Origin of the sequence: Limnobacter litoralis, assembly GCF_030160455.1 — a bacterium.
Lineage (GTDB): Bacteria > Pseudomonadota > Gammaproteobacteria > Burkholderiales > Burkholderiaceae_B > Limnobacter > Limnobacter litoralis.
Genome location: NZ_BSOJ01000028.1, coordinates 16,928 through 30,881, shown reverse-complemented (window position 1 = coordinate 30,881; position 13,954 = coordinate 16,928). Strand labels below are relative to the sequence as shown.

At 56.3% G+C, this 13,954-nt stretch carries 13 protein-coding genes; 11 read left to right on the top strand and 2 right to left on the bottom strand.

The genetic code is table 11. From position 1 onward, the window contains the following. Positions 1 to 17: 17 nt before the first annotated feature. On the bottom strand, positions 18 to 2,033 hold the full coding sequence (gene tkt / locus QQJ87_RS11565; RefSeq protein WP_284281907.1) for a transketolase: 2,016 nt from the start codon (positions 2,031 to 2,033) through the stop codon (positions 18 to 20). Between the two features lie 142 nt (positions 2,034 to 2,175). Here tkt and QQJ87_RS11560 point away from each other — a divergent pair, with 142 nt between their 5' ends. Beyond that, entirely contained in the window at positions 2,176 to 2,940 is a 765-nt protein-coding gene (locus tag QQJ87_RS11560; RefSeq protein ID WP_431310099.1) for a 16S rRNA (uracil(1498)-N(3))-methyltransferase, read from the top strand. A gap of 2 nt (positions 2,941 to 2,942) precedes the next feature. Next, positions 2,943 to 4,409, top strand: a complete 1,467-nt coding sequence (locus tag QQJ87_RS11555) for an NAD-dependent succinate-semialdehyde dehydrogenase (RefSeq protein WP_284281904.1) — start codon at positions 2,943 to 2,945, stop codon at positions 4,407 to 4,409. Between the two features lie 64 nt (positions 4,410 to 4,473). Here QQJ87_RS11555 and QQJ87_RS11550 read toward each other — a convergent pair whose 3' ends face one another. Next, a complete protein-coding gene (locus QQJ87_RS11550) occupies positions 4,474 to 4,953 on the bottom strand; it encodes a hypothetical protein (protein WP_284281903.1) in 480 nt (159 codons plus the stop codon). Positions 4,954 to 5,309: 356 nt separating this feature from the next. On the opposite strand from QQJ87_RS11550, the gene glyQ reads away from it, so the two are divergent. From glyQ to purH, 9 genes are all read left to right on the top strand, one after another. Beyond that, positions 5,310 to 6,224 carry a glycine--tRNA ligase subunit alpha gene (gene glyQ, locus QQJ87_RS11545; protein WP_284281902.1) on the top strand — a complete coding sequence of 305 codons (915 nt, stop codon included), beginning with the start codon at positions 5,310 to 5,312 and terminating at the stop codon, positions 6,222 to 6,224. 9 nt (positions 6,225 to 6,233) lie between these two features. Beyond that, on the top strand, positions 6,234 to 8,321 hold the full coding sequence (glyS, locus tag QQJ87_RS11540) for a glycine--tRNA ligase subunit beta (RefSeq protein WP_284281901.1): 2,088 nt from the start codon (positions 6,234 to 6,236) through the stop codon (positions 8,319 to 8,321). 15 nt (positions 8,322 to 8,336) lie between these two features. After that, on the top strand, positions 8,337 to 8,897 hold the full coding sequence (gmhB, locus tag QQJ87_RS11535; RefSeq protein WP_284281900.1) for a D-glycero-beta-D-manno-heptose 1,7-bisphosphate 7-phosphatase: 561 nt from the start codon (positions 8,337 to 8,339) through the stop codon (positions 8,895 to 8,897). A gap of 51 nt (positions 8,898 to 8,948) precedes the next feature. Continuing rightward, a complete protein-coding gene (locus QQJ87_RS11530) occupies positions 8,949 to 9,713 on the top strand; it encodes a lysophospholipid acyltransferase family protein (protein WP_284281899.1) in 765 nt (254 codons plus the stop codon). A 20-nt stretch (positions 9,714 to 9,733) separates the two neighbouring features. After that, positions 9,734 to 10,498 (top strand): M48 family metallopeptidase, encoded by a 765-nt coding sequence (locus QQJ87_RS11525; RefSeq protein WP_284281898.1) that lies wholly within the window; start codon positions 9,734 to 9,736, stop codon positions 10,496 to 10,498. A 31-nt stretch (positions 10,499 to 10,529) separates the two neighbouring features. Beyond that, complete coding sequence (gene gloA / locus QQJ87_RS11520) at positions 10,530 to 10,916, top strand: lactoylglutathione lyase (protein WP_284281897.1); 387 nt, start codon at positions 10,530 to 10,532, stop codon at positions 10,914 to 10,916. Positions 10,917 to 11,069: 153 nt separating this feature from the next. Continuing rightward, positions 11,070 to 12,062: a tRNA dihydrouridine synthase DusB gene (dusB, locus tag QQJ87_RS11515; RefSeq protein WP_431310103.1), complete on the top strand. Its 993-nt coding sequence runs from the start codon at positions 11,070 to 11,072 to the stop codon at positions 12,060 to 12,062. Beyond that, positions 12,059 to 12,313: a Fis family transcriptional regulator gene (locus tag QQJ87_RS11510; protein WP_284281895.1), complete on the top strand. Its 255-nt coding sequence runs from the start codon at positions 12,059 to 12,061 to the stop codon at positions 12,311 to 12,313. The genes dusB and QQJ87_RS11510 overlap by 4 nt, the downstream gene beginning before the upstream one ends. 40 nt (positions 12,314 to 12,353) lie before the next feature. Then, positions 12,354 to 13,946: a bifunctional phosphoribosylaminoimidazolecarboxamide formyltransferase/IMP cyclohydrolase gene (gene purH / locus QQJ87_RS11505; protein WP_284281894.1), complete on the top strand. Its 1,593-nt coding sequence runs from the start codon at positions 12,354 to 12,356 to the stop codon at positions 13,944 to 13,946. The last annotated feature ends 8 nt before the right edge of the window (positions 13,947 to 13,954 follow it).

Here is a 13,954-nt window from a genome sequence, read left to right as displayed (position 1 = left end):
GAAATGAAATCAGTCTGTTAAATCAGCGACAGAGCGGCCTCGGCCACCTTGTCGGCGGTAATGCCGAAATATTTGAACAGTTCGCCAGCCGGAGCAGACTCACCGAAGCTGTGCATGCCGACCACGCTGCCTTTCGCACCTGCAGCGGCGATGTACTTGTACCAGCCGTCGGTGACGCCGGCCTCGACACACACCATCGGCTTTGTGCCCAACACTTGCGCGCGGTAGGCTGCGTCTTGACGGTCAAACACCGTGGTAGACGGCATGGACACCACGCGGGCAACCACGCCTTTGGCTTGCAAAGCTTCTTGTGCTTTCAGCACCAATTCCAGTTCAGAACCCGTGGCCACCAGCGTGACCTTGGCATCGGCGGCGTCAGACAACACATAACCGCCCTTTAACGTGTTTTCAAGCTGGGCAGCAGTGCGGGGCACGTGCGGCAGGTTTTGGCGGCTGAACAACAGGGCGCTCGGACCATTGGCACGCAACACCGCTGCATTCCAGGCGGCCATGGATTCGACCGCGTCAGCGGGACGCCACACATCCAGATTTGGAATGAGGCGCAGTGTGGCCGCATGTTCCACGGGCTGGTGGGTTGGGCCGTCTTCACCCAGACCGATCGAGTCGTGGGTGAACACAAAAATATTGCGCTTCTTCATGAGCGCAGCCATGCGGATGGCATTGCGACTGTAATCCGAGAAAGTCAGGAAAGTGGCACCAAACGGAATGTAACCACCGTGAAGGGCCACGCCGTTCAGCGCGGCACTCATCCCAAATTCACGCACGCCCCAGTTAACGTGGTTGCCCGCCACAAAACCGTCGGCGTTTCGGCGCACCGCCACGCAAGATGGCCAGTTGGTGAGGTTTGAGCCAGTCAGGTCAGCAGAGCCGCCCAGCAATTCAGGCAATTCAGCCGCCAACAGGGTAATGGCATTCTGGCTGGCCTTGCGGGTTGCAATGGTTTCGGCCTTGTCGGCCACTGCCTGCAGCAAGCCTGTCAACTTGGCTTCAATGCCGGCCGGCAGGTTACCCGCCATGCGGCGCTTGAATTCAGCAGCCTTGGCAGGAAACTTGGCTTCATAAGTGGCAAACAGTTTGTCCCAAGCGGATTGACGCGCTGCGCCTTCCACCTGTGCGTCCCAGGCGTTGTACACCTCGGGAGGAATGTGGAACGGTGGGTGGTTCCAGCCGATTGCCTCGCGCGTGGCGGCAATTTCCTTGTCGCCCAGTGGCGCACCGTGCACTTTGTCGGTGCCGGCCATGTTGGGCGAGCCTTCGCCGATGTTGGTTTTGCAGCAAATCAACGTGGGGCCTTTGTCCAGTGTCGCATTCTGGCGGGCCTGGGCAATGGCTGCATCCACGGCGTCCACATCGTGACCATTCACGTTGGGAATGACATTCCAGCCGTAGGCTTCAAAGCGCTTGGGCGTGTCGTCGCCAAACCAGTGCTCAACCTTGCCGTCAATTGAGATGCCGTTGTCGTCGTACATGACGATCAGCTTGGACAAGCCCAGTGTGCCGGCCAGTGAACAGGCTTCGTGAGAAATGCCCTCCATCAAGCAGCCGTCGCCCAAAAACACGTAAGTGTTGTGATCAACCACGGGGAAGCCGGGTTCGTTGAATTCTGCGGCCAGCAGCTTTTCAGCCAGTGCCATGCCCACGGCGTTGGCAATACCCTGCCCCAACGGGCCAGTTGTGGTTTCCACTCCGGGGGTGATGTCCACTTCAGGGTGCCCTGGTGTTTTAGAATGCAACTGACGGAAATTTTGCAGCTCTTCAATGGGCAAGTCGTAACCGGTCAGGTGAAGCAGCGCGTAAATCAGCATGGAACCGTGGCCGTTTGACAACACAAAACGGTCGCGATCAGCCCAGTGCGGGTTTTGCGGGTTGTGCTTCAAATGGCGTGCCCACAGGGCAACTGCAATTTCGGCCATGCCCATTGGCATGCCTGGGTGACCGGATTTGGCGGCTTGAACAGCGTCCATGGCCAGTGCGCGAATGGCATTCGCCATGTTCTTGGAAGAGGATGACATAGGTGTTGGGCGACAGGTTTGCCAAAAGCAAAGTTGGGAAAACCTGAATTTTATCAAAGCTATCCTTCGAAAGTGGCCTTTGGCTGAATAAACATCGGTAAACATGACAACTGGCAGCACAAAAAAGACAAGCCGCTTCTTCATGAGCGAATGCAACAGCAAAGGCCAAGCCCTTGATCTGTCTGAGGACTTGATGCACTACGCCTCGCGAGTGTTGCGCCTTAGAGACAATTCGGAATTGCGAGTGTGGAACGGCCGTGGGCAAGAGTTCATGGGCACGCTGCACTACCTGTCCAAAAAATTGGCAGAAATTCGAATCACCGAAGGCCCCCTTCCCCTGCAAGACACGGAATTGATGCGCCCGGTGTGGATCGCCCAGGCCCTGCCCGAAGGCGACAAAATGGACTGGGTGCTTGAAAAGACCACTGAATTGGGTGCAAGCGCGTTTTGGCCCATACAGGCCCAACGAAGTGTGGTGCGGCTGAACGCCGAACGCCAAGAGAAAAAAGCCGCCCACTGGGAACGGATAGTGCAAGCCGCCAGCTTGCAATCAGAACGTCAACACCTGCCCCAACTGCATTCCGCCATGTCGCTTGAAGCAGCCTTTGAATCCATCGCCAAACAGGCCCCTGGCGCGCAGTTGCTGTGGTTCACGCCCGAAGCCAGCACCACGCTGACCCAGTGGTGCACAGGCGTATCAGGTCAATTACCAGTTACGCAACCCTTGCAAACTCTGGTAATTTGTGTTGGTCCCGAAGGCGGCTGGAGCGGTGAAGAAACCCAATGGGCTGTTGAACACGGAGCGGTGGCCCTGCAATTTTCAAGACGAATATTGCGCACCGAAACGTTTGCCCTGGCCTGCCTGTCGCAACTGACAGCCCTGTTACAACTGGAAAGCAAAGCGTAGTCATGAGCAGCAACACACCGAATCTTGCAAACCCGGCCCTTTTTCAACTGCAACCCTTCGTCAACGGTCAGTTTGTCGCCATTGCCGACACCTTTGACGTGGACAACCCATCTACAGGTGAAACCCTGGCCAAGGTGGGCAATGCCCCTGTGTCACTGGCACAAGAAGCCATTGAAGTGGCCCACAAAGCCCTGATTAGCTGGCGCGCCCAAACCGCGAAAGCACGCGCAGGCATTTTGCGCAAATGGAATGACCTGATTTTGGCCAACGCCGACGACCTGGCACGCCTGATGACGCTTGAACAAGGCAAACCTTTGGCTGAAGCCAAAGGTGAGGTGGCCTATGGCGCATCGTTCGTGGAATGGTTTGCCGAACAGGCCAAGCGGATTGAAGGCAGCGTGCTGGAGTCGCCCCAGCCCGGCCGTGAATTGCTGGTGCTGAAGCAACCCGTGGGCGTGTGCGCCGCCATTACCCCCTGGAACTTCCCGATTGCCATGATTACCCGCAAAGTGGCCCCCGCCTTGGCGGCCGGCTGTACCGTGGTCGTCAAGCCTGCAGAACAAACTCCGCTGTCTGCCCTGGCACTGGCCGTGCTGGCCAAACAGGCCGGCATTCCAGATGGGGTGTTCAACGTGATTACCGCAGACTCAGCCCGATCCATTGAAGTGGGCAAGGTGCTGTGCGAAAGCGAAACCGTGCGCAAACTGACCTTTACTGGTTCTACTGAGGTGGGTCGCATTCTGATGGCCCAGTGCGCCCCAACCATCAAAAAGCTGTCGCTTGAACTGGGTGGTCACGCCCCATTCATCGTGTTTGAAGACGCAGACATTGACCAAGCCGTGGATGGTCTGATTGCGTCCAAGTACCGCAACGCTGGCCAAACCTGTGTGTGCAGCAACCGCGTGTACGTTCAACAAAGCATCATGGCCAAATTTGCAGAAAAACTGGCCGAGAAGGTGAAGCTGCTGCCCGTGGGCGACGGCCTTGCCGATGGCAGCGTGATTGGCCCGCTGATTGACGGCCAGGCTCTGGAAAAAGTAACCCGCCACGTGAACGACGCTGTGGCCAAAGGCGCCAAACTGGTGGCTGGCGGCAAACCCCACAGCTTGGGCGGCCGCTTTTTCGAGCCCACCGTGCTGACCCATGCCAACCACGACATGCTGATTTCACAGGAAGAAACCTTTGGCCCCGTGGCTGCGCTGTTTCCTTTCGAGCATGAAGACGAAGCCGTCTTCCACGCCAACAACACTCCGTTCGGGCTGGCGGCTTACTTTTACACCAAAGACTCAGCCCGCACCTTCCGCGTGGGCCGCGCGCTGGAATACGGCATGGTCGGCATCAACGTTGGCGTGTTCTCCAACGAAGTGGGCCCGTTTGGCGGCGTCAAGCAGTCCGGCCTGGGCCGCGAGGGCTCCGTGTGGGGAATTGAAGAGTTTCTGGAAATGAAATACCTGTGTATTGGAGTTTGAGGCAGGTGCGTGAAAAAGCCCGCTGAAATGTGGGCTTTTTTGTGTTCAGTACACCTTCAAAACTTTAGCAATTCGATTTCATTACCCCGTAAATGATGCCTGAAACAAGTACCGCTGTTGAACCCAAACTAAGGGCCACCCCCCCTAACTGTGCAAGACACAAAAAAGGCCCGCTTGCGCCTGATTCAGGGCAGGCAGCAGTGGAACAACCGCCGACAAATGCGGCGCCAAGGCCCGAAGCGGCTGCAATGCCAGAATACAGAAGTGCTTGCTTGGCCTTTTGAATATTTTCAAGCTGCTTGTCTGTGCAACCTGTATCTTGCAATGAGCGACCCATGTGGTGTGTTTGAGTGGGATCAAGCGAAGCCAGCAAGGAAGTGGCCACGAGCCCTGCACCGGCACAAATGCCAAGACCACCAATTTTTGCAGCCGTCACATAAGGGTTGTATCGTCTTGTGGCTACGGGATTCAACCGCTGTGACTCAATATCTCTGGAAAAGCCCATCTCTGAATTTTGTCTTGGTGCGCTGAGTGCGAGGGTCATCTTTTCATCCTAGGAAATCAATTGGAAAACAGATGAAATCAGTTTCAGGCAATTGATTCAAAGCAAAGCCCAGAGGGGTGAAATATGAGTGAACCTTGATAGGTATAGAGTTACCCAGAAGAGACAGCAGTCATCAATTCACCAATTTTTGTCATGCCGCAATTGATGTTCCTTGATGAAACGCAATCTGCCAAACACCGCTACTGTCTTGTCCAATTAATCTTAAACACACCCACCGGTCTCTGACCAGACCCCTTCCCTGTCGCCCATCCGCCTGCACCTTTCCCAAAGCAAGCCGACTTAAAGTTACAATGGCGGGTTGAATCAGATTCGCCTTACACAATTCAGGACACACCATGTTGACTTTTCAACAAGCCATTCTGACCTTGCAAGCCTATTGGGACAAACAAGGCTGCGCCCTGCTGCAACCCTTCGACATGGAAGTGGGGGCTGGCACCAGCCACACGGCCACTTTTTTGCGAGCGCTGGGCCCTGAACCCTGGAATGCGGCTTACGTACAGCCCTCGCGCCGCCCGAAGGACGGCCGCTACGGTGAGAACCCCAACCGCATGCAGCACTACTATCAGTTTCAAGTGGTGTTGAAGCCGTCGCCCGAGAACATCATCGAGCTGTACCTGGGCAGCTTGGAAGCGCTGGGCATCGACACCAAACAGAACGATGTTCGCTTTGTGGAAGACAACTGGGAAAACCCCACGCTGGGTGCCTGGGGCTTGGGCTGGGAAGTGTGGCTGAACGGCATGGAAGTCACTCAGTTCACTTACTTTCAGCAGGTCGGCGGCATTGATTGCGCCCCCACGCTGGGCGAGATCACCTACGGCATTGAACGCCTGACCATGTACCTTCAAAACAAGGAAAACGTGTACGACCTGGTGTGGACCGAGCGTGAAGAAAAAGGCGTGAAGCGGACACTGACCTATGGCGACGTGTTTCATCAAAACGAGGTGGAGCAGTCCACCTACAACTTTGAGTTCAGCAATGTGCAAATGCTGTTTGGGCACTTTGGCGAATACGAAAGCGAGGCCAAGCGCCTGATTGAAGCGGGCCTGGCCCTGCCCGCCTATGAGATGATTTTGAAAGCGGCGCACACCTTTAACCTGCTGGATGCTCGCGGGGCCATTTCTGTCACGGAACGTGCGGCCTACATTGGGCGCATTCGCACTTTGTCGCGCCTGGTGGCGCAAGCCTATTACGACTCTCGCGAGAAGCTGGGCTTCCCCATGTGCAACACCCCACAAACCAACGCCGCCTGACCCACCGCCATGAACCCTACTCTACTTGTCGAACTGTTTACCGAAGAACTGCCGCCAAAGGCGCTGTTGAGCCTGGGCGAGGCGTTTTCTGAACTGCTGGCCAACGCATTGAAGCAGGCCGGGCACCTCACTGCCAACAGCCAAATTAAAACCTTTGCCAGCCCGCGCAGGCTGGGTTGTCAAATTACAGACGTATTGGCGAAGTCGCCTGATGAAGACGCGCTGGAGCGCCTGCTGCCCGCCAAAATCGGTCTTGACGGCAACGGGCAACCCACCCCACCCCTGCTGAAAAAGCTGTCCAGCCTGGGGCTGGAAGGGGTGGCGGCCAGTGCGCTTGAATCCATCAGCGACGGCAAGCAAGACGTTTTGCACATTCGCCGCAAGGTGATCGGCAAGGCATTGGCAGAATCGCTGGCGGTTGCGCTTGAGCAAGCCACCACCAAACTGCCGATTCCGAAAGTGATGAGCTACCAGCGCCCCGATGGCAGTACAGTCAAATTTGTGCGCCCTGCCCACCGCCTCGTGGCGTTGCATGGCGAACAGGTGCTACCCGTTGAAATTCTGGGCCTGAAGGCCGACCGACTGACCCTGGGCCACCGCTTTTTGAGCAGCGGCGTGATCAATCTGAAAAACGCCGACGGCTACGCCGAGCAACTGAAAAACGAGGGCAAGGTCATTGCTTCGTTTGGCGAACGCCGCGAGGCCATTGCCCAGTGCATTGAGCTGGCCGCCAAGCCCGAGCGGGCGGTGCAACCCGACGCGTTGATTGACGAAGTGTGTGCACTGGTTGAATGGCCCGTGGTCTACGAAGGTCACTTCGAAGAGGCTTTTCTGGAAGTGCCACAGGAATGCCTGATTCTGACCATGCAGGCCAACCAGAAATACTTTGCCATTACCGACCAAAACGGTCAAATGCGCAACCGCTTTTTGCTGGTGTCGAATCTGGAAACTGAAACCCCGCATTCGATCATTCATGGCAATGAACGCGTGCTGCGTGCGCGACTGGCCGATGCCAAATTCTTTTTTGACCAAGACCGAAAGCGCAGTCTTGAAAGCCGCATTGAAGGCTTGGCGCAGGTGGTTTACCACAACAAACTGGGTAGCCAGAAAGACCGCAACGAACGACTGGTTGCGTTGGCCCAGTGGCTGGCCCCCTTCACTGGCGCGGAACCCGCATTGGCGCAGCGCGCCGCCCTGCTGTGCAAGGCCGACTTGCTGACCGACATGGTGGGTGAATTCCCGGAATTGCAAGGCAATATGGGCGAACACTATGCCCGGCACGACGGTGAAAAGCCCGACGTGGCCCAAGCGATTGCCGACCACTACAGCCCCCGTTTTGCGGGCGACACACTGCCCCGCAACGCCGTGGGCCTTGCCGTAGCGCTGGCCGACAAAGTTGAAACCATGGTAGGCATCTATGGCATTGGCCTGATTCCCACTGGCGACAAAGACCCGTTTGCCTTGCGCCGTCACGCCTTGGGCGTAATCCGCATGGTCATTGAGCGCAAGCTGCCGTTGAATATCAAGGCCGCCCTGAAAACCGCTTGTGGCCTGTTCAGCGGCTACGCCGACTTCAGCGACAGCAGTGAGGGCGTGTACCAGTTCATGCTGGACCGCCTGCGCGGTTATCTGCGCGACCAAGGTTACAGCGCCGCCGAGGTTGAATCCGTTCTGGCCCAGCAGCCCGAGCAATTCACCGACCTGGTGGCCCGACTTGAAGCAGTGCGCGCCTTCTCAGCCCTTGAGCAAGCCGACGCGCTGGCCGCAGCCAACAAACGCATTACCAACATCCTGAAAAAGGCAGAGGGTACATCGGCCGCATTTTCTGCGGACCTGCTGCGCGAACCCGCTGAAAAGGCGCTGGCAGACAAGGTGAAAGCCATTGAACCCAGCGCACTGCAGGCATTTGCAAACGGCAACTTCCAAGAGGCACTGGCGCTGCTGGCCCCTCTGCGCCCTGAAGTGGACGCCTTTTTCAATGACGTGATGGTGATGGACAAGGACGAAAGCCTGAAAAACAACCGGATCGCATTGCTGTCATGGATGCATGGTCTGATGAACAAAGTGGCTGACATTTCACAACTGGCCAAGGCCTGACCCGGAGCCCGACGCATGAAGCTGATCATTCTCGACCGCGACGGAGTCATCAACGAAGACTCGGACGAATACGTGAAGACGGTGGGCGAATGGAAGCCGATTGCGGGCAGCCTGCAGGCGATTGCACGCCTGAACCGGGGTGGCTACAGGGTGGTTGTGGCCACCAACCAGTCGGGTATTGCGCGTGGCATGTTCGATCTTGAAACCTTGTCGGCCATGCACAAAAAAATGCACAACCTGGCCAATTCGTCGGGTGCGCACATTGACGCGGTGTTCTTTTGCCCCCACGGCCCTGAAGACAAGTGCAACTGCCGCAAGCCAAAGCCAGGCCTGTTTCTTGAAATCAAAAGCCGAATGGGTTTTGACCTTCAGGACGTACCCTGCGTGGGCGATTCACTGCGCGACTTACAGGCTGGTGCCAGTCAGGGTTGCAAGCCCTTTTTGGTCAAAACCGGCAAGGGCGAGCAAACCGCCAAAGCCAAAAAAGACGAATTGCCCCCCGGCACAATGGTGTTTGACAACCTGCTTGCAGTGGCCGAATACCTGGTGCCGGACGACCCGTTCAAACACAGCTAAAACAAGAAAAACCCAATAAAACACAATAAAATCAATCCTCGGAGGCACAACTTGAGATCCTTTGTCGGCTCAATCCTGTTTTTTCTGTATGTGGTGTTGTATACGCCCATTCATGCCACAGCGCTTTTGCTCGCATCCCCGTTCATCAGTATTCGCAACCGCTATGTGGTGGCCTGTTGGTGGAATTACCTGAACATCCTGATGCTGAAATGGCTGTGTGGTATCGACTGGGTGGTTGAGGGCCGCGAACAATTGCCCAACACCGGCGCCATCATTCTGGCCAAACACCAGTCTGCCTGGGAAACGTTTGGCATACCGGCTTTGCTGCTGCCACGGCAACTGTGTCTGGTGTTCAAACGCGAACTGCAATATGTGCCGTTTTTCGGCTGGTGCCTGTGGGTGCTGCGCATGGTGCCGATTGACCGTAAGAAAGGGGTTGAGGCATTCGAGCAGATCAAGCAAAGGGCTGGCGAGCGCATGAAACAAGGCGCATGGATGATGTTTTTCCCGGAGGGCACCCGTGTGCCGGTCGGGTTCAAGCGACGTTACAAAACGGGCGGCACCCGTCTGGCAGTGGCCACCAACACACCCGTTGTGCCCGTGGCTGTGAACGCGGGCGAATTCTGGAAGCGCAAAGGCTTTTTCAAACAAGCGGGCACTGTCACCCTGCGCTTTGGTCCAGCCATTTCGCCCGAGGGGCATGACGCCGATTCACTGATGGCTGAAGTGGAAAAATGGATTGAAACCCAAATGCACCAGATCAGCCCCGAACGCTACACCAGCGCAGAAACGCCCCTGGTGAGAGGCAAGGAATAGGCCGACCCCAGCCTGAATTGATGCTGCGAAAGACGACGCCCAAGACCCGACCCGCTGCCCGACTTTGCAGCATTGTGCTGGACGGCACGGTCGTGCCTTACATGCTGCAACTGACTCAGCGCAGGTCGGTGGGCTTTCTGATCGCAGAAGAAGGCTTGATCATTCGCGCGCCATTGCGAATCAGTCCGCTTATGCTGGACGAGATCATTCAGGGCAAAAAGCAGTGGCTTTTAAAAAAGCTGTACGACCGCGAACACCAGCAAAAGCGGTGGGCCCGCCTAGAGCAACGCGTGGAGGACGGCGAACCTGTGCCGGTGCTGGGCCAGCATTTTGAACTTCACTACCGAGACAAGCCGAGAAAGGTCGAGATCAATCTGCACGAGCGGCTGATCTGGTTGCCCACCGACACACCCAAGGCACCTGCGCTGCTGACCAAACAGTTACAACACCTGGCCCTGGCCACATTTCAGCAACTGGCTGATTCGCTGGCAAATAACCAGAAACTTGGCGAGTTCACGATCCACCTTAGCAGCCCCAAGCACCGCTGGGGCTCGTGCAACAGCCGTCGGGAGATTCGCCTCAACTGGCGATTGATTCATTACCCACAGCACTTCATTGAGTATGTGATTGCCCATGAACTGGCGCATTTGGTTCACATGAACCACAGTGCAAATTTTTGGGCCACTGTTGAACGCCTGTTGCCGAATTATCAGGCTGCTCACAAAACACTGGCTGGCATGAACCCGGCCATGGTGCCAATTGACCCGCAATTCAGTTTATCCTAATGGGGTTGTTTCACTTTTCAAGAGCTGTACCATGAAAATTCTTCACACCATGCTTCGCGTTGGCGACTTTCAACGTTCCATCAACTTTTACACCAAAGTCATGGGCATGCGCCTGTTGCGCACCGTAGAACGCCCTGATCAAGGTTACAGCCTGGCCTATCTTGGCTACGGCGATGAATCAGAAACCGCGGTGCTTGAGCTGACCTACAACAACGGTGTGTCCAGTTATGAATTGGGCGAAGCCTATGGGCACATTGCCATTGGCGTGGAAGACGCCTACGCACAATGCGATGCGATCACCCAATCGGGTGGAAAAGTGGTCCGGCCCGCCGGCCCGGTCAAAGGTGGCAGCACCGTGATCGCCTTTGTTGAAGACCCGGATGGTTACAAAATCGAATTGATTCAGCTTGGCACTTGAAGTCAAGCAAAAAATTTGAAAAAAAACTGCCTTTTTAGGGTCGAATAAAAACGGCAAGAACGATACAATGGCCTGCTCGATGATTGCTTAAATCTTGTGCAAACCGTGCAACTTGCCCACTTCAATCTGCCCAACAATCTGTTTTTGGCGCCCATGGCCGGTGTAACCGATCGGCCATTTCGCCAGTTGTGCAAGAAGCTGGGGGCAGGCCATGCCGTGTCTGAAATGGCCGCCAGCAACCCGCAATTGTGGGCGACCGACAAAAGCACACGCCGCTTGAACCACACGGGCGAAACCAAGCCCATCGCGGTTCAAATTGCCGGCGCTGACCCCGACATGATGGCCCACGCTGCCGAATACAACATTGAACGTGGCGCGCAAATCATCGACATCAACATGGGCTGCCCCGCCAAAAAGGTGTGCGCAGTGGCTGCGGGCTCTGCCCTGCTTCGTCACGAAGACCTGGTTCAGCGCATTCTGGCTGCTGTGCAGGCTGTGTGCTTCAAACACCATGTGCCCCTAACCTTGAAATACCGCACCGGCTGGAGCCCCGAGAACAAAAATGCCCTGACCATTGCCAAAATGGCCGAGGACACTGGCATCAGTCTGCTGACGCTGCACGGGCGCACCCGTGAATGTGGCTACAGCGGGCATGCCGAATACGACACCATCAAAGCTGTGAAGCAGCTTGTCAAAATTCCGGTAATCGCCAACGGAGACATCGACACACCGGAAAAAGCCGTCGCGGTTCTGAAGTACACGGGCGCAGACGGCGTCATGATTGGGCGTGCTGCGCAAGGCAACCCTTGGGTTTTCCGGGAGACTTTGCATTACATGCGCACCGGCCAACACCTTGCACCACCTACGCTTGAAGAAGCGCAGCAAACGCTGACAAGTCACTTAGAGGATCACTACAGTTTTTATGGTGAGAAAACCGGAATGCTGACCGCAAGAAAGCATTTACAGTGGTATCTTTGCGACCCCGTCGGCAAAAACCACCCGGTGATGGACGCCCTGATGAAGGCGCAGTCCACACAAGCACAACTTGAAATCCTGAACCAGTTTTTTGATCAGTGGCGCAGCGCAGGCCACACCCATTTTGCCGCATATCCAGAACAAACATCACAAAGAAGAATGGCAGCATGAAACCAACTGATTTAGACCCCACTCCGATCACGATATCGGAATGCATCAAATTGAACCTCGACAAGTTTTTTGAAGACCTTGAAGGGGAAAACGCGAAGTCCGTGTACGACATGGTGCTGTCTGCGGTTGAACGACCGATGCTGGAAGTGGTGATGGAAAAAGCCAACCAGAACCAGACCATTGCCAGCCAGATGCTGGGCATTAACCGTAATACGCTTAGAAAAAAACTGCAGCAACACGGCCTGATCTGAATTATTTACTCACTGCGCCCTCGGGCCAATACGCATTGTCATGACACACAACCCAACCATCAAGCGGGCGCTGCTTAGCGTCTCTGACAAAACCGGCATTCTTGAACTGGCCCAGGCCCTTCACGCGCGCGGTGTTGAAATTCTGTCCACTGGCGGCACCGCCAAACTGTTGGCCGAGAAAGGCATTCCAGTCAAGGAAGTGTCCAGCGTGACTGGCTTTCCTGAAATCATGGATGGCCGGGTTAAAACCCTGCACCCCAAGATCCACGGTGGCATTCTGGCCCGCCGCGACCTGCAAAGTCACCTCGACGCGATGACCACTCACGGCATTGGCGCAATCGATCTGGTGGCCGTCAACCTGTACCCATTCGACCAGGCCACCGCAGGTGACCAGGTCAAGCTGGAAGACGCCATCGAGAACATCGACATTGGTGGCCCTGCCATGGTGCGTGCATCCGCCAAAAACTACACCGGCGTGACCATCATTGTTGAACCCGCCGATTACGCCCGCGTGACCGAAGAAATGGGTAGCAACAATGGCGCCACCACCCTGAAAACACGCGCCAGCCTGTCTGCCAAAGCCTTTGCACACACCGCCCGATACGACGGCGCCATTGCTGCGTTTCTGACCAGCTTGCAAGGCACCGAAGGGGATCTGAACGACGTGCCTGCACGCCACGAATACCCCAATGTGCTGGGCCTGCAACTGCACAAGGTGCAGGACATGCGTTACGGTGAGAACCCCCACCAGAGCGCCGCCTTTTATCGGGAAGCCAACGCCCCTGAAGGCGCACTGGCCAACTACACCCAGCTGCAGGGCAAAGAACTGTCGTTCAACAACATTGCCGATTCAGACGCGGCCTGGGAATGTGTCAAAACCTTTGATGCACCCGCCTGCGTGATTATCAAACACGCCAACCCCTGCGGTGTGGCTGTGGGCCACGACACCCTGCAAGCCTATCAAAAGGCATTCCAGACCGACCCCACTTCAGCCTTTGGCGGCATCATTGCGTTCAACCGCCATGTCACCCGCGAAACCGCTGAAGCAGTTGCCAAGCAGTTCGTCGAAGTCGTGATCGCGCCCTCCTTTGATGCACAGGCACGCGAGGTCTTCAGCGCCAAGCAGAATGTTCGTTTGCTCGAAATCCCGCTCAGTGTCGGCAGCCATCGTTTCGACTTCAAGCGCGTGGGCGGCGGCATGCTGGTGCAAACGCCCGATCTGAAAAATGTGCAACAGGCGGACATCCGCGTGGTCAGCAAACGCCAGCCCACGGAACAACAATGGGCTGACCTGATGTTTGCATGGCGCTGCGCCAAGTTTGTGAAGTCCAACGCCATTGTGTTCTGCAAAGACGGCATGACCATGGGCGTGGGCGCAGGCCAAATGAGCCGGGTTGATTCCGCCCGCATCGCCTCCATCAAGGCGCAAAACGCAGGCCTCACACTGGCGGACAGCGCAGTGGCCTCCGACGCCTTCTTCCCGTTCCGGGATGGTTTGGACGTGGTGGTAGACGCCGGCGCCAGTTGCGTGATTCAGCCGGGTGGCTCCATGCGCGATGAAGAGGTGATTTCCGCAGCGGACGAACGCAACATTGTCATGGTGCTGACCGGTGTCCGACACTTCAGGCACTGATTCAGGCA